The organism is Arthrobacter antioxidans, from assembly GCF_023100725.1.
In the GTDB taxonomy this organism is placed as follows: Bacteria; Actinomycetota; Actinomycetes; order Actinomycetales; family Micrococcaceae; genus Arthrobacter_D; species Arthrobacter_D antioxidans.
The window spans coordinates 3,481,960-3,503,888 of sequence record NZ_CP095501.1; the positions used below are offsets into that span (position 1 = coordinate 3,481,960).

Below are 21,929 nucleotides of genomic sequence, written 5' to 3' on the forward strand. Positions count from 1 at the left end.
GCCCTGATCATAAGGACACACCATGCTGCTGAAGAAAATCCTCTGGGCCCTCGTACCCGTCATCGCATCGCGCCTGATGAACCGGCGTGGGGGCCAGCCGTCACGCGCCAGCAAGACGCGCTACGACGGCAGGTAGCAGCGGCCGGACACCACGGAACAGGAAGGCACCGGTATCGCACTCCGGGATGAGGCAGGCTTCGTAGATCTCCGCTCCTATGCAGCAATCGGCGACGGTAGGACCGTCGCACTGGTGGCGCTCGACGGTTCCATCGACTGGTACCCCACCCCGGACCTCGATTCGGCCCCGGCCTTCGCCCGGATGCTGGATGCCGAGGAGGGCTTCCTCGCCCTCGCCCCCGCGGAGGACTTCTCGGTGGAGCGCCGCTACGCGGACGGCTCCAACGTCCTGGAGACCACCTACACCACGGCCGCCGGCACGGTGCGGGTCACCGATTCACTCAACACGGGGGTGGCCGGCCGGCTTCCGTGGGGCGAGCTCGCCCGGCGCGTGGACGGCCTGACGGGCTCCGTGGAGATGGCATGGTCCGTCGCACCCGGCACCTGCTTCGGCGCCGCGTCGCCGTGGGTGGACACCGGCGCCGGGCACCCGATTCTGCGCATCGACGGCGTCGCGCTCGGCATCCTCGGCATCGACCACGGCCTCCGGCATTCCGAAGGGCGATCCGTCGCCGGCGCCTTCACCACCTCGTCGGGCTCGAGGCACCTGGTCGCCGTCGTCTCCACGCACGGCGAGCCGCTCCCGCTCCCGGAGCCGCAGACCGTCGACGACGGCGTGGACCGCACCATCGCGAACTGGCAGTCGTGGTCGGATGACTTCGCCTACGACGGCGAGTACCGGCACGCGGTGCTGCGCAGCGCCCTCACCCTGAAGCTGCTGCTCCACAGTCCGTCCGGATCGATCGCCGCCGCGGCGACGACCTCCCTTCCCGAGAGCGCGGGGGGCGGCAAGAACTGGGACTACCGCTATGCGTGGGTGCGGGACACCGCCTACACGCTGCACGCCCTCACGCGGGCGGGGGTCCGTGAGGAGGTCCACGCCGCCGTGTCGTGGATGCTGAAGAACCTGCGGGCCCAGGGCACCGAGCTGGAGGTCTTCACCCGGCTCAACGGTGACATCCCCGAGGGCACCGATCGCCCGGACCTGACCGGCTGGCGCCATGTCGGCCCCGTCGTGGACGGCAACCCTGCCGCGGGCCAGCTGCAACTCGGTGTGTTCGGGGACATCTTCGACATCGTGTGGCAGTACGTCCAGGCCGGCCATGCCCTCGATCCGGCGACGATGCGCCAGCTCGCGGACCTCGCGGACCTCACCTGCGACATCTGGCAGCGCCGCGACGCCGGCATGTGGGAGTTGCCGGAGGAACGGCATTACGTGACCTCCAAGCTCGGGTGCTGGAACGCGCTGCGGTGCGCCGTCCTGCTCGCCGAGCGCGGCCAGCTCCAGGGGCCGGTGGGGCGGTGGGCCGCGGAGCGTGACCGCATCCGCGACTGGGTGCATGAGCACGGCTGGTCCGAGGAGCGCCAGAGCTACATCTGGTACCAGGGGTCCACCGAACTCGACGCCTCGATCCTCCTGCATGCGATGAGCGGCTTCGACACGGGACCGCGCATGTCCTCCACCGTCGACGCCCTCCGCGCGGAGCTCGGCGCCGGGCCCCTGCTCTACCGGTACAGCGGGATGCAGGAGGAAGAGGCGACGTTCGTGGCGTGCGCCTACTGGATGGTGTCGGCGCTCGTCGCCGTCGGCCGCCGTGACGAGGCCGTGGACCTGATGGAGGAGCTCGTGCCCCTGGCCAACGACGTCGGCATCATGGCCGAGATGATCGAACCGTCCGACGGCGCGTTCATGGGCAACCTGCCGCAGGGGCTGAGCCACCTCGCGCTGATCGTCGCGGCGCTGACCCTCTCGGGAGACTCCTGACGCCTACTGGCCGGCGAAGTGGATCCAGACCCCGACGACCCAGGTGGCCCCGGCCAGGCAGGCGAGTGCCAGCTCGGCGAGGATCCCGAAGCCCGTCGCCTTCAGGGCGTGGAGGCTGGAGGTCACCGCCTCCCGCGCGTTCCGCTGCCGGGCGAACTCGCTCAGGAACAGTCCGAGGGCGAACCCGACGAACAGGCCGACGACGGGGATGACGAACATGCCGGCGATCCCCGTGAGCACGCCGATGGTGACGGACCGGCCCGGGATCCGGCGCTGCCGGAGCGTCCTGCCGGTGAGGACGAGTCCGGCGGCGAGGCCGGCACCCGCGAGGACGGTCCCGATCGTGAAGACCGTCCAGCCCGTGGCGCTCCCCACCGTGAGCGCCCAGACGAGCATCGACACGATGATCAGGATGCTGCCCGGCAGCACCGGCACCACGACACCCGCGATACCGACGGCGATCAGGGCCCCGCACACCACGGTCATGAGCAGCTGAAGATCCATGGACCCAGTCTTGCATCCCGCCGTGCGGCGCGGCGTCCGCGGTCTTTCCACCCGCCGTCATGGGATACTTCTAGGGAATACTAAGCCACCTTAGCGAGCCTGCGGGCCCTGAGATCAGGAGGACCGATGAGCACACCGGCAACAGGGAACACGGACGGCGAGCGGCGCGGCGCCGACGCGCCCGAGCACGCCCAGGCCCAGGCCCAGGACAACCCCACCGAGCTGATGGACACCCACCGCACGGGAGCCGGGGAGAACGCCTCCGGCGCGTCGGCCGTGGGGCCGTCGGCCACACGGAGCGGGGGCAACGACGCCGGGAGCGGTTACGACTCCGACGACGAGGACTCGGGCGGCGACTACGTCCCGGGCATGTATTCCGGCAGCTCGGCCGACACCGAGGACAGCACGCCCACCCGCCGGCAGGCCGCGCCGATCTCCGCCTCGCGGGACGAGCCGCGGCCCGCGGAGCACACGAGGACGCAGCCCCACACGCAGGTGGTCCCCGTGACGTCCACCGGCAAGCGCGACGAGCGCGGCACCACCGATTCCGGCAGCGACCGTCCGCTCCCGCGCGGCGCCGTGGTCGCATCGGGGGTCCCCAGCCCGTCCGACCGCAAGCTGCTGCACCAGCGCGAGAAGGAACACTTCGGGGGCATGAAATTCGGCTCCGCGTTCTTCGGCTGGCTCACCGCCACGGGCATGTTCGTGCTGCTCTCCGCCCTCGTGGCCGGTCTGGCCGCGCTGTTCGGCGTCGGCGGCAACCTCTCCACGGAGGACCTCACGGGCGGCCCGGGCGAGGCTCAGACCGCGGCCATCACGACCGCCGTCGTCCTCGGCATCATGCTGCTCATCGCCTACTACACCGGCGGCTACGTCGCGGGACGCATGGCACGCTTCAGCGGCGCCAAGCAGGGTGTCGCCGTCTGGCTCTGGGCGGTGGTCGTCACCCTCGTACTGGCCATCATCGGGCTCATCGTCGGCAACCAGCCGAGCGTCACCGAGCGGATCCAGAGCCTCGGACTCCCCGCCCTGCAGGACTTCTCCGGGCCCGAGCTCCTCGCCCTGCTCGTGGTGGCCGCCATCGCACTCGCCGGAGCCATCCTCGGCGGGCTCGCCGGCATGCGGTACCACCGCCGGATCGACCGCGCGGACTTCGACGCCCTGGACGAGGCCCACTAGCCGCCTGGCACGACGCACCACATGGCAGATGACAGCAGCCCCGGACTCGCAGGAGTCCGGGGCTGCTGTCATCTGCCGTCAGGGGCTACGGCGAAGGCATGCCGCCGTTCACGTTCAAGGTCTCGCCGAGCACGTAGCTCGACTCGGAGGACGCCAGGAAGACGTAGGCCGGCGCGAGTTCGACCGGCTGTCCCGCGCGGCCCAGCGGGGTGTCCTTGCCGAACTCGGGCAGCGCCTCCTTCGGCTGTCCGCCCGAGGGCTGCAGCGGCGTCCAGATGGGTCCGGGAGCCACGGCGTTGACCCGGATGCCCTTGGGCGCGAGCTGCTGCGCGAGCCCCTTGGTGAAGTTGTTGATCGCGGCCTTGGTGCTCGCGTAGTCCACGAGGGTGGGCGAGGGCTCGTAGGCCTGGATCGAGGTGGAGTTGATGATCGCCGAGCCGGGCTTGAGGTGCTTGAGCGCCTCCTTGGTCACGCGGAAGAACGAGTAGATGTTCGTCTTGTACGTGTGGTCCAGCTGCTCGTCGCTCAGGTCCTCGAGCGACTCGACGGCCACCTGCTTGCCGGCGTTGTTGACGAGCGTGTCCAGGCCGCCGAGGCCGTCCGCGGCCTGCTGCACGAGGGAGATGCAGTACGCGGGGTCCTTCAGGTCACCGGGGATACAGACGGCCGTACGGCCCTCCGCCTCGATGAGGGCCTTGACGACCTGCGCGTCGCCCTCCTCCTCGGGAAGGTAGGACAGGGCGACGTCGGCTCCTTCGCGGGCGAACGCGATGGCCACGGCGGCGCCGATCCCGGAGTCCGCCCCGGTGATGAGGGCCTTGCGGCCCGCGAGGCGGCCCGTCCCGCGGTAGGAGGTCTCACCGCGGTCGGCCTTGATGTCCATGCTGGACTCGAGCCCCGGCTCCGCCGTGTGCTCGGCGGGAGGGGTGATGCTCTCGAACCGCGTGACGGGGTTCTGGAAGGTGTACTGGTCGGTCGATCCTGCGGTGTTCTCGGAGGTCATGTGTTCTCCCTGGGTTGGTGCGTGTCCTGCGCCGCGACGGACACAGGAACGAAGGTCGGCCAGCCGGTGAAGCTAAGCCTGCTTACGACCCTAGGGGCGCGGGGACGCCTCCGACAAGTCGGGCACCAGGGCCGGTCCGCGCTGGCGGAAAGCGGCTTCGAGGGCTACAGGGGATGACGGCCGGGAACAGCTCCCGGCCGAGGATCGATTGCTAGAAGATGACGGAGAAGAAACCCGCACCGATGCTGAGGACCAGGGCGGCGACGAGCAGCCAGACGATCGGGGTGCGGAGCCTGCGCATGTGATCCATAGGCGCCGAGTCTAGTCGCCATCGGTCGGCCACCCTGCATCGCCCCGGGACGGCGGGCACCCTCCCTAGCCCACGGCCGTCCGCCGGGCGCGCGCCAGGCGCTTCAGGCCCTCGGCCGGGCGGACGGGCTCCGGCCACCGCGGCTGCAGGTCGTCGCCGAGCGTGACCTTCCGCAGGCGCCGGCCGAACATGGGCACCACCCACTCCCCGAGCCAGGCCGACTCGCGGCGCAGTCCCGCCACCAGCCCTGCATACCCCTCCCGCTCGGGCAGGCGCGGCGTAAGGGAGTGGTCCACGCCGAGGACCCGCAGCACGTGCGCCGCCAGGTTCCGGTGCCCGGCGGGCGACATGTGCAGGCGGTCGGCGTCCCACAGTCCCGGATCCGAGTACTCGTCGAAGCACCAGTAGTCCACCAGGACGGCGTCGTACGTGCGCGCGATCCGCCGCACGTGCTCGTTGTAGAGCCAGTTGCGGCGCTTCATCGGCTCGAAGACGGGGCTCAGGGGGATGTCGAACCCGGTGAACAGGAGCGGGCGGGCGCCCGACGCGGCGATGCGCGCCACCACGGACTCGTACTCCCGCATGAGGGCCGGCATGTCGGTGCGCACTTCGAGGATGTCGTTGCCGCCGGCGTAGAGGCTCACGAGGGTCGGCTGGAGTGCCAGCGCACGATCCACCTGTTCGTCCCGCACGTGATGCAGCCGCTTGCTGCGGATCGCCAGGTTCGCGTACTCCCAGGCGGGATCCTGGCGCCCCAGCTGCTTGGCCACGCGGTCCGCCCAGCCCCGCACCCCGTTGGGGAAGGAGGTGTTCCAGTCACCGACCCCCTCGGTGAAGGAATCGCCGATCGCCACGAACCGTCCAGCCATTCGAAGGAGCCTAGCCACGCCCGGCGACCGGCGGACCATCGGGCGGCGAACGGACGGTGAAGCGGGGAGGAAATATTTCCGGCCCCGCGGCGGCTGTTCCGGGCATGGACCAGCGCATCGCAGTCACAGGCTCGACCGGCACCGTGGGCGGACGTGTCGCCCGGGACCTCGCCGCCGAGGGGGTGCCGCTCATCCTCCCGGTCAGATCACCGGACCGGGCGGACCGTCTCCCCGACGCCGTCATCCGGCAGTGCACCTACGACGACGCCGACGCGTCCGTCGCGGCGCTCGCCGGCGCCGAGGTCCTGTTCATGGTCTCCGCCGCGGAGGAGGCCGACCGCGTGGCGACCCACCGCACCTTCATCGACGCGGCGAAGGCGGCAGGCGTGCGGCACGTCGTCTACACCTCGTTCCTCGGCGCCGCCCCCGATGCCACATTCCTGCTCGGCCGCGACCACTGGGCCACGGAGGAGTACCTGCGACGCTCGGGCATGGCCTGGACGTTCCTGCGCGACAACCTCTACCTCGACGTCGTGCCCGCCCTCGCGGAGGACGGCGTCATCCGCGGTCCGGCCGGGGACGGCCGGCTCTCCGCCGTCGCGCAGTCCGACGTCGCACGGTCCGCCGCCGCAGTGCTGCGGGCGCCCGCGGACCATGAGGGGAAGGCGTACCGGCTGACCGGCCCGGAGGCCTTCACCCTGGCCGGCGCCGCCGCCCTCCTGACGGAGCTCACCCCCGCGACCGTGCGGTTCGAGGACCAGACGTACGACGACGCGATGGCCTCCCGCGCCCACCACGGTGCCCCCCGCTGGCAGGTCGAGGCCTGGGTGAGCACGTACACGGCCATCGCCCGCGGCGAGATGGCCGAGGTGTCCCCCGACGTCGAACACCTCACCGGACAGAGACCGCTCGGCCTCCGCGACCTCCTCTCGGCGCAGGGCTAGGCCCGGATGCGCAAGGACGTCGTCCCGGACCCCGCGAACAGCCGCGCGTTCTACAAGTTCCTGACCTCCGTCGTCGTGCCGCGCCCCATCGCCTGGGTCTCGTCCACGTCGGTGGACGGGGTGGACAACCTCGCGCCGCACTCCTTCTTCACGATCGCCTCGGTCAACCCGCCGATCGTCCAGTTCACGTCCGTGGGACGCAAGGACTCCGTGCGCAACATCGAGGCCACGGGCGAATTCGTGGTGAGCTTCACCCCGGAGGACCTCTTCGAGGCCGTCAACGCCACCGGCACTGCCTTCCCGCCGGAGGTCAGCGAGTTCGACGCCGCCGGCCTCACCCGGGAGCCGAGCACCACGGTGCGGCCACCGCGCGTCCTGGAGTCACCCGTGGCCCTCGAGTGCCGGCTCCACCTGATCCAGGACATGGGCGACTGCACCCTCGTCTTCGGCGAGGTGCTGCACGCGGTGGTCTCCGAGGACGTGCTCGACGGCGAGCTCCCGTCCATCGCCGCGCTCAGGCCGCTCTCGAGGCTGGGGAGGAACGAGTGGGGGACGGCGGGGACCATCCGGACGATCCCGCGCATTCCCGTCGGGGACTGGCCCGGGCACTACCGTGGGGCGCACACCGCCCCCTGATACGGGCATCTCCGTCACCGGCCGCCGCCCCTGAGTACCACGCGGGGCACCGGACGAGGGGATACTAAGGGGGCTTTCTTCTTTCTCCGCACGCCCTTACCGTGAAGGGATGTTCTTCCTCTTCGGCCTCACCACACGTGAGCACCTCCAGTCCACCCATTCCGCTTCCTGCCGCTACTGCGGGAGGTTCGCACCGCAGCAGGTGATCCAGCGCAGGACGAAGATCTCCGTGTTCTTCATCCCGCTCCTCACCGTGAAGAAGACGCGCCTGCAGGCCTGCACGAACTGCGGCGGCACCTCGCGCATCGACGGTGCCGGCCAGCGCACCATGGCGCACTGACCGGGGCGCACTGACCGAGGCGCACTGACCGAGGCGCACTGACCTCAGCCGCCGACGGCCCCGATGGTGCCCCGGACCATGCTGACGCTGGAATGGGTGGGATCCCCGTCGAAGGGCTCGTCGGAGACGTCCACGATGGGGTACCGCGCCAGATCGATATCGGCCGGGACAGCGAAACTGCCGTGGTCCGCCTCCATCAGGCCGACGCTGTACATCTCCTGCAGGTCGGGGGCGATCAGCCACACCTGCCGGAACCCCTCCGGCGTCGCCCCCGTGAGGTCGACCTCGAGGCTCCGGGTTCCGTTGTCGGCGCGTGAGATCGTGGCCTCTCCCGAGCCCGAGAAGCCGGGCAGGGGGTCCAACTCGGCCTGGGCCAGCACCACACTGCTGCCACCCGAGCGCAGGGTCTCCCACCCCCAGAGCGCTCCTCCACCCACGAGGATGCCGACGCCGGCGGCGACCGCCAGCCATCGGGTGGAGACCTGGCGCCGCCTGCGTGCCGGCCGGTCCCTGACCGCGGACAGGCCCCGCACGGTCGCCGACGGCTCGGCGCCCGCTTCCGCGCCGTCCGCCTGCAGGTCCGCGGGCAGGCCGAGCTCGGCCTTGATCGCATCCCAGACCGCCGGGTCCGGCCGCTCCAGGACCACTACCGACCCGTCGGCCTTCGCGGTGGCGACGACGCTCCGCAGCCCGTCCACCTCCGCGGAACAGGTACCGCACTGTCCCAGGTGCTCCTGCGACCAGGAGTCGAGTGGTTCACCCAGCGCGGCGAGACCGGCCGCGTCGGGGTCAAGATGCTGCATTCCACTCCCCCAATCGATTGCGTAGGTGCACGAGACTCCTTCGGATATGGCTCTTGACGGTTCCCAGGGGAAGATTCATCCGCGCCGAGATCTGTTGATGTGTGAGGTCTTCGTAGAAGGCCAGCCTGAGGATGGAACCCTGGGGCTCCCCGAGCCGTGCGAGCTCCGATCCCAGGACCACGCGATCGGTGATGGTGTCCACACCGTGATCGAGGGTGGCACCGTATTCCGGGGCGACGCCGGCCCGGGCCACCAGGTGTTCCTGCCTGCTCCTGGCCGACAGCGAGTCGAGGATGACGTTCCGGCAGATTCCCATGATCCAGGCCGGCACCACACCCGACTCGGGGTCGAAGCGGTCCCGGGAACGCCACGCCCTGACGAAGACGTCCTGGGTGATGTCGGCGGCGGCCGCGCGGTCCCTCATCGACCGCAGGGCGATCGTGTAGACCAGGGGTGAGAACGTCTCGTACGCAGCAGTCATCGCGCGCTCGTCCCCTGCAGAGAAATCCAGGTCGAGCTGCTTCGTCCAGTCAGGGCCCGGAGATGCCACGTGTCACTCCTCAAGCCGGGGCCGTTGCCGCACCGGTGCGGCGTCCTGCGATCCTTGGCTCTTACCCGTCGGACTCAGAGCGGTAAGGCTGTGAGCACTACATTATCCTCATAGTCTCCTTCCTCGGCCAGCCATTCACCCCCGCAGGTGATGATCTTGAGCTCGTGGTCGCCGTCGCGCTTGAAGATCTCCGACCCGTTCAGCGTGGCCTTCGGGACATTCCGCACGTCCGAGACCGCGTAGGTCAGGGACCGGCCGTCCTCCAGACCCACCGTGACGGTGGTCCCGATCGCCACGTCCTTCAGCTGGGCGAAGGGCATCACCTCCGTGAGGCTGTCCACGTGGGCGGCAATCACCGCATTGCCCGCTTCCGCGCCGGGCGCGGGGCCGTACCGGTACCACCCCGCTTCGTAGAAGCTGTCGGGGATCTCCATGGCGTCGTTCTCCTCGATACCGACGTCCACGACCTCCACGGAGATGTCGGTACCGGCGACGACGAGCGAGACCGGGGCCGGGTCTCCTGGCTGGAGAGCCCCGTCCGCCTTCTGGAGGGGCACCTCTGCCATCACCGACGGGGGTGCGGCGGCGTCCGTCGCCGGCGCGGCATCGGCCGCGTCCCCGCCGTCCGTCGGTGCCGGCAGGGTGGGGACGGGCGCCGTGATGGCCGGCGCCGGGTCCGCCGTCGGCGGATCGTCGGCCTGCGCACATCCCACGAGGAGGATGGAGGCGAAGGCCGCCGCGGCCAGGGCAGTTCGTCTGGAATGCACTGTCTGGGACTCTCCTGCGAAGGGTGACGTGCCGGGCGGGGAGGGGTGGAGCACCTCCCCGCCCGGCACTGCTGGCATCAGACCCGCGCGGTCCGACGGCGGGCGACGGCTGCCGCTCCGCCCAACAGGACCAGGAGGAACGCGCCGATCCCGACGGCCGCTCCGTTGTCGTCCTGCGCGGCGAGGCCGGACTGGCCTCCGGGGACGGCGCCGGGCGAGGAGTGGAGCCCCTCGATCGACTGCGTGGCGAGTGCGAGGTTCCCGGCCTCGAGGCTGCCCCAGGCGTAGACGATCGTCGAGGTGCCCTCGGGGAGGTTCAGGTCGGCGGGGCCGATCACCGGGTCGGTGGTACCCGTGGCCGCGACGGTCGCCGACACCGTGCCGGGATCCGTGGTCAGCGAGGCCTCGGCCGGATTGCTCAGGTTCTGGACGATCGGCGCACCTCCGGCCAGGACGTCGACGGCAGGTGCGGCCGCGACGTGGCGGACCGTCAGCCGTGTCTTGCCGGCCTCGATGGTCGAGACGTCATTGGTGTAGAAGTTCGCCGTCGGCTGCCCCGCGGCGTCGAGATTCGCCGTCGCGGTGTAGTTCCCGCCGGCCTCGAGCGTCACGTCGACGGGGCCGATCACCGGCGCGCTGGCGTCGGCGGCGTCGGACGCCGTGATCGCCAGCTGGTAGTTCCCCGCCGGCAGGGCGAGCGGACCGGCCAGCGTGCCCGGCGTGAAGTCGTCCAGCGTGAGGGCGCCGTTGACATAGACGTCCACGGTGAGGTCCGGGACGCCGTGGAGGACGGACAGGGACGCATCGGCCGGAGCCTCGGCGGCGGTTGCCGGGGCGGCGATGGACGCCGCTCCCAGGGCTGCTACGGCTCCAATGGCGTACAGGCTTCGTTGCATGGCTACTCCTTGGTGTGGCCCCGATGACGGGGGCTTTTTCGCTGACATCCGGTACTACCCGCGTGCGGGGCGATTCGGATGCACGGAGCACGAAAAACTTTTCCCGGACGTCGTCTGCCGCCGATCGGGAGCGCCCCCGACGTCGGGGAGGCGTCACACCAGCGGCACCTGCACTGCGACGATCCGCCCGTCGCCGTGATTGACCAGGGCACGGCCCACCGGCCGGGGCTGGGCGAGGATCTGCTGCGTCAGGGGGAGCCCGATGCAGCGACCGTCGTAGATGCCGGCAGGTTGGAGGACCGCCCCGTGACGCCGCTTGACCAGTTCGTGCATCCAGCTGAGGGCACCTACGCGGTCCAGCTCGTCGGTGCCGTCCGCCGCGATGATGCGGAGCCTGCCCGTGTTCAGCGCGGCACCCGCGCCCTTGAGCGCGTCCGTGACCTTGAAATCCACGATGGCGGAGGCGTCGTCGACGATCAGCACCAGGTCCTCGTGCCGCAGCAGCGCCGTCACGGCATCCGCGGTGATCTCTTCCGCGGCCAGCGACTGCACCAGATGGGGGTGACCCGCCAGCGCACGGAGCGGTGACCGCAGCGGCGTCATCACCGCCACGGCGGCCCCCGCCTCGAGGAGCCCTGCCGCGAGGGCCGCGAGCGCCGTCGACTTCCCCGAGCGCGGAGGGCCGCCGACGACGAACGTGGGGATGGCCTCGAGGTCCAGCTGGACGGGGCGCACGTCCTCGCCTCCGATGCCGAGGATCGGCGTGCGGGGGCCCGAGCTCACGCCGTACTGCACCAGTTCGGGGAGGGTGAGCCGTCCGGGTAGGTCCTGGAACCGGATCGGCGCATGCCACTGCGGTTCGGCGTCGTGGCGTTGCCGTGCACGTCCGGCGATGCCTGCGAGGGCTGTCGCCTGAGCCTGGCTCCCGGGATCCGGGGCCAGGAGCGCTACCTGCACCTCCCTGCCGCTCCCGGTGGCGAAGGCCCGGCCGTCCGGGATGCGCTCGGGCATCTCGCGCGGGTTCAGCCCGGCGATCGCGTAGTCGGAGCGGTCGGCGAGGCGGAGCATGAGCTTGTTGTCCACCAGCGAACCGGTCCGCGGGGACAGGAGCGTGCGGTCGCCCGTGATGACGAGGTGGACGCCGGCCGAGGCGCCCTCACGGAGGAGCTCGAGCACGGCCTGCCCCGCCGTGCTCTGGCCCGCGTCCCCGATGCCGTGCGCGAAACCTTCCCACTGGTCGAAGAGGATCACGATGTGGGGGATGCGCTCGGCCGCCGGTGCATGCTTGCGCTGCTCGGCGACGGAGGCGAAGCCCGACGCCGCCAGGGCCGACCGCCGCTCGGTGACCTCCCGCCCCATCCTGCTGATGAAGCGCTCGAGCAGGCCGGTCTGCGTCCGCGTGACCACGGCGCCGGTGTGCGGCAGCTCGGTGAGCACGCCGAGGCCACCGTTGCCGAAATCCACCCCGTAGAGATGGACGTCATTGGGTGAGGTCCGCTGGGCGATCGACCCGGCGAGTGTCCGCAGGGTCTGGGTGCGGCCGCTGCGGGGTGAGCCCACGATGAACAGGTGCGAGAAGTCCTCGAAGTCGATGGTGAAGGCCTGCTGGTCCTGGAGGGACGGGAGGTCCTGCAGTCCGAAGGGCACCTCGGACGGGTGCCCGCTGGGGTCGGGGAGGTCCGGCAGGACGACGGTACCGGGCAGCGCCGGCAGCCAGGGGCTGGGCTGCCGCTCGATCCGGCCGAGCCCGGTCGCCTCCCGCATCGCCGCGACCAGGACGCGCAGGTCGGTGACCGGCGAGCCGGCGTCGTCGCCCGCCTTCTTCCGGACGCTCACCGGGCGGCCGATTCCCTCCCATTGCACCGTCGTCACCAGGGGCGGCTCGAGGTGGCTGGCGGCGGCGGACGGCCGGGGTCCGCCGATCCTCGCGGACTGGAAGGGCAGCAGCGGGCTCGCACCGGACCGGACGAAGGCGCGTCCCGGCGTGGAGGTGGCGATGTCCGCCGCATCGGAGGTGCCGATGACGTCGCGGCTCTCCGTGTCATCCGCCATGCGCAGGGCGATGCGCAGGTTGGTGTTGGCCAGGATGTCGGCGGTGATGGCGCCGGCCGGGCGCTGCGTGGCCATGACGAGGTGGATGCCGAGGGAGCGTCCCCGCTGGGCGATGCCGACGATCCCGGAGACGAAGTCCGGCAGTTCGGCCTTCAACGCGGCGAATTCGTCGATCACGAGGACCAGGCGCGGCATCAGGGCGTCCGTCTCACCGCGCTCGCGTGCGGCGGTGAAGTCCTCGATGTCCTTCGCGCCGACCGTGCCGAGCAACCGTTCACGGCGACGCAGCTCGGCCGCCAGCGATTCCATGGCCCGCTCCACCAGGTGCCCGTCGAGATCGGTCACGATCCCGGCCGTGTGCGGCAGGTCGGCGAAATCCCTGAACGCCGCGTTGCCCTTGTAGTCGATCAGGACGAAGGACATCTCGTCCGGGCGGTTCACCAGCGCGAGGGAGGCGATGAAGGTCTGGAGCAGTTCCGACTTGCCCGCGCCGGTGGTGCCGGCGATGAGCGCGTGCGGTCCGTCCCGGCGGAGGTCGATGGTCAGGGGGCCGTCGAAGGACTCCCCGAGCACCACGGAGGTGGACCGTCGGGAGCTGTTCCAGCCGAGCAGTACGCCCTGGGGGTCCGGGTCCTGCATCCCCACCACGTCCAGGAACCTGGAGACCGCGGGGAGGGAGGAGTCCCCTTCGTCGCTGGCGTCACGGATGGGCGTCAGCGCGCGGGCCACCCACTCGAACCAGTTCCACCCGGGCAGGTCGGGGATCATGTCCGTGGTGCTCGCCTCGCGGTCGCGGCCCAGCACCCACGAGTCGGTGCCGGCCACCACGATGGCGCGTGACTCCTCGGGCAGCAGCCGCTCCTCGGAGTCGATGCACAACGAGTAGACGCCCACACCGGGACCGTCCGCGAGCACGCGGGAGGCCCCGGGCCACTGCCGGAGACGGCGGACGCCGTCGAGGACGACCACGACGGCGGGGAACGATGCAGGGTCCCTCTTCTTGTCCCGGTTCTCCTCCAGCCGCTGCTCGATCAGCCGGGTGAGCTCATTGAGCCGCTGTCCGATGCTCCGGGTGTCATTGCCGATCATGGCGACGGCGTCGGTGCCCGCGACGTGGGGCAGCCATCGGGTCCAGGCCCACTCCTTCTCCCGGGCGGCGTCGGTGAGCACCACGATCGACACGTCGCGGGGGCTCTGCGTCACTGCCAGCTGAGCCACCATCCACGCACTGCTTCGGTGCACCGCGTCGTCGGGGCCGCAGATGCCCACCACGCCGTACTGCGCGAGGGAGACCGTCACGGGGACGTCGGATGCCGTGACGTTCTGCCGGCGCCGGTGATCCACCTCCTCCGGGTTGTCGATCGTGACGTCCGAGGGGACCTCGGCGACTCCCACCCGGACGGACAGGTGCATGGGATCGGACCGGCGCCGTTCCCAGAGCCGCGGCGACGGAAGCGTCGCCATCAGGCCTGCCGTCGCGGGGTCGGGGCTGAGGAGGCGCCGCTCCCGGGCGAAGGCGATGACGGCGTCCTGTGCGTCCCTCTCGATGGTCGCCTTCGTGGCCCGGTACTTCGCCTTGCGCTCCCGATATGTCACTTTGCCGTTGCGGCGCGAATTGAAGTAATTACCCAGCATCATCACGGGCGACATCAGACCGAAGATGAGGAAATACGGCCGCTGGAACACCACCGCCAGTGCGACCGCCAGAATCAAGGGCGCCACCATGGCCAGCATCGGCAAGGAATTCTTGCTTCCCGCCTCCGGCGGGGTGGGCAGGCGGAATTCCCTGGGGCGGTCCGGTGGAAAGAGGCGGGGAGGCCGGTTGAAATCGATGGCGCCGGGAATGTCCGAGGGTTTCAACGACGCGCGCGTCTGTTCCGAGGATTCCACTTCGAAGGCGCGGTCCTTGACGCGCAGCGTGCTTCCCGCAGTCCAGGCAGTGCGCGCCGCCAGCTGCCGTCCGTCGAGGGTCACCAGGGCGGAGGCGCTCGTGTGCTGCACGACGACGGAACCCCCCGCACCCACTTCGATCAGCGCGGCGATCAGGGGGACCGACGGATCATCGACGTGCAGGGCGTTGCGCGGGTCGGAGCCGACGGCGGCCTTGCCGTCCGTCAGCCGGTAGATGGTGCCGGCGCCCGGTCCGGACACCTGCTTGACCAGCACGGCATTGCCTGAGCCGGGAGGACTTCCCTCCGGAGACCGCGTTGCGGAGGTGTCGGACGGCAGGGCCGCGACCCGGAGGACGGTGCCGTCGCCCACGCCGGTCGCACCCCAGGGAACATCGCTCGAATCCAGGGGCGTCAGGGGGGCATCCGTAATCGAGGAATCGGAGAGCGAGGCCCTGATCGCCGCGAGGACGTCGCGGGCGGGAAGAGCCGGGTCCGCGTCCACGAGGACGTCCGTGGCGTCCGTGGCACTGGAGACCACCGTGATGAATTGCCGCATAACCTCGCGTATCCCCCGTTTTAATGAAAATGTATGCTCATCGTATAGTCTCGACCGCGGGTCTCAATTCCAGAACGGGGCCTCGATCAATCCAACACCATAGGAGCATGGATTCATGGCCATTCAGATCGATTACGCCGCTATGGAAAACGAGGCGGCTGCCCTCCAGACCGCCGCCAGTGACTTCGAATCATCATTGGCAACACTTCTGAGCCGGATCACCAATCTCACCTCGCCCTCGGGCGGCTTCTCGACCGAAGTGGCGAGTGGCAAGTTCGGGACGAGTTACCAGGACTTCGATCACCAGGCCCGCAACCTCATTCCTGCTCTCCACGCCTTCCAGTCGGATCTGAGAAACTCCATTGACCGCTTCAAGACTGCTGACGGCGCCGTCTGACGCTTCCCGCACACTCGAGGCTGGTGCGGCACCAATGCCGCACCAGCTTTCTGTGTCAGCGCAGACGGAGCAGCCTGCTCCCCTGACCGACCGCCCGGCCGAGGCGGCCTCCACCGCACGCAGGTCCCTGGCCTACGGGATCGACGCGGCGCTCGTCGTCGTGCCCGCGGCCGCCGCGGTCTGGTGGACGGCAGCGCACTCCTTCTCCCCGCGTCCCCTGTTCGGCTGGATGACGCTGGGGGCGATCCTGCTCGTGGCGGTGCTGGTGCTGTTCGTCTACGCCGCGCAGAACGCGGGCACCGGCCAGACCCTCGGCAAGCGCCTGGCCGGCATCCGGGTGCTGCGGGCGGAGGACCTCACCACCACGGACTACTCCGATGCCCTGTCCCGAGGGTTCTCCTACCTGCTGGGCGTCCTGGGGCTGGGCATCGCCCCCATCGTCGCGGCCGTCCGCCGCACTGCCCGCCGCGGCGCCGGGGTCGAGGACTGGACGGTCTGGCCGCACCGGCTGGACGGCTCCCGCGTCATCGATGTCCGGCACGGCCCGGACCCCCTGAAGCCTGCCGAAGAGACGTTCGCGCTGTACCCCGAGGAGTGGATCGCCGACGACGAGGCCGCCACGGTGTCCGTCTCCCCCCTGCCCGCACCGGCCTGGTCCCCCGCCCATCGGGACACCGCGGAGCCCGACGCCGTGACACACCCCGCGGCAGACGCCACACCGAGGACCACTCCCGACTCGTCCGCCGAGCGCCGCAGGTCGGAGACCACAAGGCTGCGCTGGGCGCTCGCAGCACGGGCGCTCATCACCACGACCTCCATCGTGGGCCTGCTCGGTGCGCTCGTCGCCACCGGCCACCTGCTGCAGCCGGCTCCGCCCAGGCCCGCCGACGAGCGGGAGGTCCTGGCGGGAACCATCGGGAACGCGCTCCCGGTGACCGGCTACTCGGGTACCGGCTTCCCGGACTACGCCACGACGGCGGACTGGAGCATCCCGGTCCCGGCGTCGGCCACCACCGTGGCCACCCGGGCACACATCTACACCCTGGACGACCGCACCCTGACGGCGTTCGACGCCCTCACCGGCACCGTGGCGGCCACGCTGCCGCTGACCTCCAGCGTGGACGTCGCGGCCGAAACCCAGTACGACGGCGCCCCGGGCCTCTTCTGGTCCGTGGGCGACACGGCCTACGGCTGGTCCCCCGAGCGCGGCAGCGAGGCGTTCTCCGCGGAGATCCCGGCGGGGGCCACGCCCTATGCCGCCGGCGCCGAGCTGCTGTTCGTCTCGGCACCCGACGACGACGGCAACTACGCCGCCTGGCGATTCGGGCCGTCGGGCTTCGCCGCCATGACCGTGCCGCAGGGATTCGTGCCCGGCGCACTGACCGGGGAGACGCTGGTGAGCACGAACGCCGGCGGGGAGGTCACGGTCACCGGAGCGGACGGCAGCGAGGTGACCTCCTATCCCCTGCAGGCGCCGACGGGCAATGTCTCCTTCGGACGCACCGTCGCGGTGGGTCACAACACCATCGCCGCGGTGTGGTCGCCGTTCCCCGACAGCTCCAGCCCCTCCACCCCGGTGACGGTCGCCACGTACGCGGCGGACACGGGGACGCTCAAGTCCTTCATCACCACGACGTTCGAGCGCACCGACAGCGCGCCATCGTGGTTGTGGGGAGGGGATGGCACCTGGGCCTCGTACGCGGGCTTCGCCTTCGAGGTGGGCTCGGGCCGCGCCGTCGTCGATCTTGCGGCGCAGGGCGTCGAAGCCACCACGGTGGTGGGCGCCGGCGTCCTCGGGCAGGGCCCGCAGGGCAACACGTACGCGACGGGCTCGGACGCGTGGGCCATTTCCGGGGTGGTGCCGCTGATCGTGGACGAATCCGGCGCAGTAGTGAAGACCAGCAGGGCGACGGTCGAGAAGTACTCGGCACGTCAGGACGATCGCTAGAGATCGAAGGAGATTACACCCGGTGAGCAACTCCCCCTACCGCCGCACGGCCCTCATGGCCGGCACCCTGGTCCTCGCGGCTGCGCTCGGCGCCGTGGGACCGGCCGCGTGGGCGACCACCGCTCCCGGTCCGGTCCCCGACCCGACGGCGACGGCCCCGGCTACGGCTACGGCTACGGCTACGACAGAACGCGCGACCGGCTCGGTGACCGATCGGGACGCGGATGGGGACCTGCCACTACTTGGCGGTATCCCCGACCTGCTTCCGAGTCCCGAGGCCTCGCCGAGCGCTTCGCCGTCGCCTGGCTCAACGACGGACCCACGACCGACGTCGTCGCCCTCGGCCACCCCGACTGTCACCCCTTCGCAGCCCTCCGCCGAGCCGACGGAGACCGCAGATCCCGTCGAGCTGCCGCCGCTGGACGTCGAGACCCGCGAGCGGTCCGTCCGCCCTGGGCGAGCAGTCCATGCCACGGCGAAGACAGTCCCTGAGGGCTTCTCCATCGCTGCGGAGGTCGTGCGGACGGCACCGGCCGACGGCGGTCCGGATCCCTTGCCGTGCGATGCTGTCGCGGCGAAGACCGAAGGGCACGTCGCGGTGACGTGCGATATCCCTGCCGACTGGGACTGGGGAACGTACGTGGTCCGCGTGCGCCTCCTCGACCAGGACGGCGAGCCTGCGCTCGACAAGGACGGCAACGCCGTCGAGGCGGATTCGGACCTGGTCTTCGTCATCGGCTCGGAGACCTACTCGCCCGGCATCGAGCTCGCGTCTCCGGCGGTGGAGGCCGGCAAGATGGTGCAGCTGACCGGATCGGGTTTCGCACCCAAGACGCAGGTCCTGGTGTACGGGCCCACCGCGGAGGGGACGGCGGAACAGCGCGAGGACGTGTTCTTCTCGAGCTCGACCGACGAACAAGCCATCGACGACACCGCGCGTTCACTGACCGTGGAAACGGATAAGAAGGGCGGGTTCACCGCCTTCGTCGGCACGAGCCCCTACGCGGCCCCCGAGAGCCTGCTGGTCGCCGCGCAGGACACGACGACGGACGTCGTCGTCACCGATCGCCTCACCCTCCTCGGTGCGGAGCGGGCCTCCCTCCGCCCGGAGACGCTGACGTCCACGGCGGGCGCCGAAGCAACCGTCGAGGTCTCCGGCGCTGCCTTCGCGCCCCACTTCAAGAGATATCCGCTCGAGGTGCGCCTGGTGGGCTATGGCAGTGCATCGGGGGCCGTTGCCACCGGGACAGCGGAGGTGAAGGACGGCGTGTTCTCGGCCGCGTCTCTGACCCTGCAGCCCGACACGCCCGTCGGCGTCTACTACATCGAGGCCCTCGCCCCCACCGGTGACGATCTGCCGGAGTCCGTCCGCGGTCGGGTCCTGGCCCGCGCGCCGTTCGCCGTCCTGCCCGCGGTGGGTGCCGGCAGCCCCACGGATCCGCCTGGAGACCCGGATGCGACACCCGACGGGACCGAGCCGGCCACACCTGCTGCGCCGGTCGCCCCACCGGTGTCGCTCGAGCGGATTCCTGCGGAACGGGCGCCTGAGCGCGCGGTCCCGACGGAGCGACCGAGCGCGCCGGCTGCACGGCAGCTGCCACTGCAGCAGAACCCCGCGTGGCTGCAGACAACGGCGGTCCGGGCCGACGATCCACTGCTGGAGTCGGGGAAGAACGAGGAGCTGAAATCGTCAGTCCTCCGGGAGCTGGGCGGCAAGGCGCTCAAGAGCGGCGTGGAGGCGGAGAGCGGGGAGACGTCCGCGAGTGGCGAGGCGTCCGAGGATACGGCCCTGGCCGGCGAGGACGGTCCGTCGGCGGTGCCGGCGAGTGAGGATCGGCCTGTGTGGCCCTTCGTCCTGTTCGGGGCCGTCGTCCTGATCGGGCTCTGCGTCGGCCTCGTCGTGGTGCAGTCGGTTCGGAAAAGGTAGCGGTCAGGAAGATGATGGGGGATTCGCGTGGCTGATGTCGAGATCGATTACACAGTACTGCAGACGGTGATCGACGCGTTCACGGAGGTGGAGAGGGTGCTCTCGGACGCCGCGGGGCAGGCTGTACCCAGTGTGGACAGTGAGGATCCGGTGGCGGCGGACGCCGCGCCTGCGGCAGCAGCAGCGGCGACAGCACTGCTGCGGGCAGGGGCCCATTCGTGCGGTCACGGTCGGGCCGGGGCGCAGGCCGCCTATGACGGCTTCAAACACGCGGACGGGGCGAACTGATGCGGCCCACCGACTGGTTCCCGCTGACCGGGGGCGACCCTGCGCCGGGCAACCCTGCGGCATGGCAACAGTTGGTGCGCTTCCTGCTCTCGCGGCGCGACGAGCTGAACGACCAGGCGCACAAGTTGGGCAGCCATCTGCCGGTCGAAGGATCCGGGAACCGTATCGAGAATCTGCGGGCGATGCTCGCCGGCACCCAGATCTTCGCCTCCCGGCTCGCGGAGCAGTTCGATACTGCCGCTGAGACCTTCCACTCGTGGCGCAACACCCTGGACGGACTCCAGGTGCAGTCCGCAGCAGCGCTGAGTCGCGCGCAGGCCGCGCAGGAGGACCTCGAATCCGCTCGGGCGAGCATCACCGCACTGGAGGAGGAGGCTGCCCGCGATTCCTCCTGGGACCCGCTGATCGGGCTGGAGCTCGACGGGATGCTGTGGATCGACGGCCACAGGGACGCCGCCGTCGCCGCCGAAAAAGTCATCGCTGAGCAGCAACAATTCGTCGACCAACTCCGGGTGGAGTACAGGGACAAGGCGGCAGCGATGAATACCACTGCCATCTTCAGGGATCTCGATGCACTCGATGTCACGATGTATTCTTCGGCCTCGGCTGCGGCGCAGGCCATCACCAATTCCGACGTGGACCTCAGCGTCCTCGAAGCGTCGTTCCGCAGCGCCCAGTACGGCACCGCGGAGTACAAGGAGCTTCTCGACAATCTGTCCCTGATGACTCCAGCCCAGCTATCGACCTTCTTCCTGATGCACCCCGCCCTCGTCAGCTACCCCGTCCCGGTCTCCGCTGACACGATCGCCAACACGGCGGCGGCGAAGAACTGGTGGGCAGCTCTCAGCCTGGATCAGCAGGCAGCGCTGATCCAGTTCGCGCCCGGCATGATCGGCAACACGGAGGGCGTCACGTACGGCGCACGCGACGAAGCAAACCGCATCCTCCTTGCCAACGCCCTGGTGGCTCCGACCACACCGGAGCACGTCAGGACTGCGCTGAGAAGCCTGGATGACGCGGCACACGCTACGAACAACAAATCAGCGGAACGTTACATCATGAGCCTTGACCTTTCCGGCTACCGCAAGCGGGACAAGTACGACACCGACACGAACCCACGTGACGACGTCCTCGCAGCCGTCGCAATCGGGAACGTCGACACAGCCACCGCCGTATCGATCCTCACGCCCGGCATGAACAACGACGTCGCTGGCAGCATGAGCGATCTGACCACTGCAGCGCAGAAGCTTCACGATCAACAAGGCGCCATGTACCTGAACGCCGGAGAGCAAGCCGATCAGCATGCGATGGTCGCGTGGATGGGGTACGAAACCCCGCCGCCGAGCCTTACCGCTGGTGAATCGGTACTGGGGGATCACCTTGCACGGCAGGGCGGCGACCGACTGGCGAGGACCGCCGACGGCCTGAACATCACCCGAAACTATCGCTCGACATTGAACCTTGTTGGTCATTCCTATGGCACCACCACTACCGGCGAGGCACTGCGGATCATGGAGACCAAGGCCGACACAGTGACCCTGCTGGCGTCTGCGGGAGTTACGGAGGGGACCGTCGACCAGGCGAATGACGGTTCTGGCCTCGCTGTCGAATCCGATTCCGCCGGTAATCCGAACATTTTCTATACCCAGGCCAGCAGCGACAACGTCGCAGGACTGGGCGTTTTCGGCAGCGGGCGAGATATTCCTGATGACATCGATGGTTCCACCGAGTTCTCCGCCGGCGGAGGTTACGACACGTTCGGCAATTACTACGGGGATACCGATGCGCACGACCTGTACGGGGATGACGAATCTCCTGTCCAGGGATACCTGTCCAGCGGCACATCAAGCCTGTACTACGCTGCCCTGACGAGCACCGGCCACGGCGAGTCGATGGGACAACTGGTGCCGACCATGGTCGAGTGGAAGACGACTTACAGAGGTGACGTGTACTCGGTTCCGCGCGAGCACCCTGTTACCCCAGCACAAATGAGAGAAGCGTACGACTACACCGATGAAGAGTGGAAGCAATTGAGCAACGGCGAAACCCGATGACCCGAGCACTACCCACATGGCCGCGCAGTCGGTCGTTCACACCATTAGCAGCGCTGCTTGCGTGCTGCCTGA

The 21,929-nt window shown here is 69.8% G+C and carries 18 protein-coding genes; 10 read left to right on the forward strand and 8 right to left on the reverse strand.

What is annotated here, in order from left to right; all coding sequences use genetic code 11:
- Positions 1-172 precede the first annotated feature (172 nt).
- Positions 173-1,942 (forward strand): glycoside hydrolase family 15 protein, encoded by a 1,770-nt coding sequence (locus MWM45_RS16145; RefSeq protein WP_269076594.1) that lies wholly within the window; start codon positions 173-175, stop codon positions 1,940-1,942.
- 3 nt (positions 1,943-1,945) lie between these two features.
- Here the strand turns inward: MWM45_RS16145 and MWM45_RS16150 are convergent, their stop codons facing one another.
- Positions 1,946-2,446: a DUF456 domain-containing protein gene (locus tag MWM45_RS16150; protein WP_247827319.1), complete on the reverse strand. Its 501-nt coding sequence runs from the start codon at positions 2,444-2,446 to the stop codon at positions 1,946-1,948.
- A 126-nt stretch (positions 2,447-2,572) separates the two neighbouring features.
- Between MWM45_RS16150 and MWM45_RS16155 the strand changes: the two genes are divergently transcribed.
- Positions 2,573-3,625 (forward strand): hypothetical protein, encoded by a 1,053-nt coding sequence (locus tag MWM45_RS16155; RefSeq protein WP_247827320.1) that lies wholly within the window; start codon positions 2,573-2,575, stop codon positions 3,623-3,625.
- 85 nt (positions 3,626-3,710) lie between these two features.
- On the opposite strand, the gene MWM45_RS16160 is transcribed toward MWM45_RS16155, so the two are convergent.
- Positions 3,711-4,628: an SDR family oxidoreductase gene (locus MWM45_RS16160; RefSeq protein ID WP_247827321.1), complete on the reverse strand. Its 918-nt coding sequence runs from the start codon at positions 4,626-4,628 to the stop codon at positions 3,711-3,713.
- A 375-nt stretch (positions 4,629-5,003) separates the two neighbouring features.
- On the reverse strand, positions 5,004-5,807 hold the full coding sequence (locus MWM45_RS16165) for an SGNH/GDSL hydrolase family protein (protein ID WP_247827322.1): 804 nt from the start codon (positions 5,805-5,807) through the stop codon (positions 5,004-5,006).
- Between the two features lie 104 nt (positions 5,808-5,911).
- Here MWM45_RS16165 and MWM45_RS16170 point away from each other — a divergent pair, with 104 nt between their 5' ends.
- From MWM45_RS16170 to MWM45_RS16180, 3 genes are all read left to right on the forward strand, one after another.
- On the forward strand, positions 5,912-6,751 hold the full coding sequence (locus MWM45_RS16170) for an SDR family oxidoreductase (protein WP_247827323.1): 840 nt from the start codon (positions 5,912-5,914) through the stop codon (positions 6,749-6,751).
- A 6-nt stretch (positions 6,752-6,757) separates the two neighbouring features.
- Positions 6,758-7,387, forward strand: a complete 630-nt coding sequence (locus tag MWM45_RS16175) for a flavin reductase family protein (protein WP_247827324.1) — start codon at positions 6,758-6,760, stop codon at positions 7,385-7,387.
- A gap of 109 nt (positions 7,388-7,496) precedes the next feature.
- Complete coding sequence (locus tag MWM45_RS16180; protein ID WP_043442158.1) at positions 7,497-7,727, forward strand: zinc-ribbon domain-containing protein; 231 nt, start codon at positions 7,497-7,499, stop codon at positions 7,725-7,727.
- Positions 7,728-7,771: 44 nt separating this feature from the next.
- Here the strand turns inward: MWM45_RS16180 and MWM45_RS16185 are convergent, their stop codons facing one another.
- The 5 genes from MWM45_RS16185 to MWM45_RS16205 form a co-directional block, all read right to left on the reverse strand.
- Positions 7,772-8,530 (reverse strand): anti-sigma factor domain-containing protein, encoded by a 759-nt coding sequence (locus MWM45_RS16185; RefSeq protein ID WP_247827325.1) that lies wholly within the window; start codon positions 8,528-8,530, stop codon positions 7,772-7,774.
- Positions 8,517-9,080, reverse strand: coding sequence for an RNA polymerase sigma factor (locus MWM45_RS16190; RefSeq protein WP_247827326.1), 564 nt, complete (start codon positions 9,078-9,080; stop codon positions 8,517-8,519). Before MWM45_RS16190 ends, MWM45_RS16185 begins: the two co-directional genes overlap by 14 nt.
- A 74-nt stretch (positions 9,081-9,154) precedes the next feature.
- Positions 9,155-9,847, reverse strand: a complete 693-nt coding sequence (locus tag MWM45_RS16195; protein ID WP_247827327.1) for a class F sortase — start codon at positions 9,845-9,847, stop codon at positions 9,155-9,157.
- A gap of 77 nt (positions 9,848-9,924) precedes the next feature.
- Entirely contained in the window at positions 9,925-10,743 is an 819-nt protein-coding gene (locus MWM45_RS16200) for a DUF4397 domain-containing protein (RefSeq protein WP_043442168.1), read from the reverse strand.
- 153 nt (positions 10,744-10,896) lie between these two features.
- Positions 10,897-15,243 (reverse strand): FtsK/SpoIIIE domain-containing protein, encoded by a 4,347-nt coding sequence (locus MWM45_RS16205; protein ID WP_247827328.1) that lies wholly within the window; start codon positions 15,241-15,243, stop codon positions 10,897-10,899.
- 115 nt (positions 15,244-15,358) lie between these two features.
- Between MWM45_RS16205 and MWM45_RS16210 the strand changes: the two genes are divergently transcribed.
- From MWM45_RS16210 to MWM45_RS16230, 5 genes are read left to right on the forward strand one after another with little or no spacing between them, the layout of a single operon-like run.
- Positions 15,359-15,640, forward strand: a complete 282-nt coding sequence (locus MWM45_RS16210; protein ID WP_247827329.1) for a WXG100 family type VII secretion target — start codon at positions 15,359-15,361, stop codon at positions 15,638-15,640.
- A gap of 52 nt (positions 15,641-15,692) precedes the next feature.
- Entirely contained in the window at positions 15,693-17,588 is a 1,896-nt protein-coding gene (locus MWM45_RS16215; RefSeq protein ID WP_247827330.1) for an RDD family protein, read from the forward strand.
- Between the two features lie 22 nt (positions 17,589-17,610).
- Entirely contained in the window at positions 17,611-19,515 is a 1,905-nt protein-coding gene (locus tag MWM45_RS16220) for a hypothetical protein (RefSeq protein WP_247827331.1), read from the forward strand.
- 27 nt (positions 19,516-19,542) lie between these two features.
- Positions 19,543-19,803, forward strand: a complete 261-nt coding sequence (locus MWM45_RS16225) for a hypothetical protein (protein WP_247827332.1) — start codon at positions 19,543-19,545, stop codon at positions 19,801-19,803.
- Positions 19,803-21,857 carry an alpha/beta hydrolase gene (locus MWM45_RS16230; RefSeq protein ID WP_247827333.1) on the forward strand — a complete coding sequence of 685 codons (2,055 nt, stop codon included), beginning with the start codon at positions 19,803-19,805 and terminating at the stop codon, positions 21,855-21,857. The genes MWM45_RS16225 and MWM45_RS16230 overlap by 1 nt, the downstream gene beginning before the upstream one ends.
- The last annotated feature ends 72 nt before the right edge of the window (positions 21,858-21,929 follow it).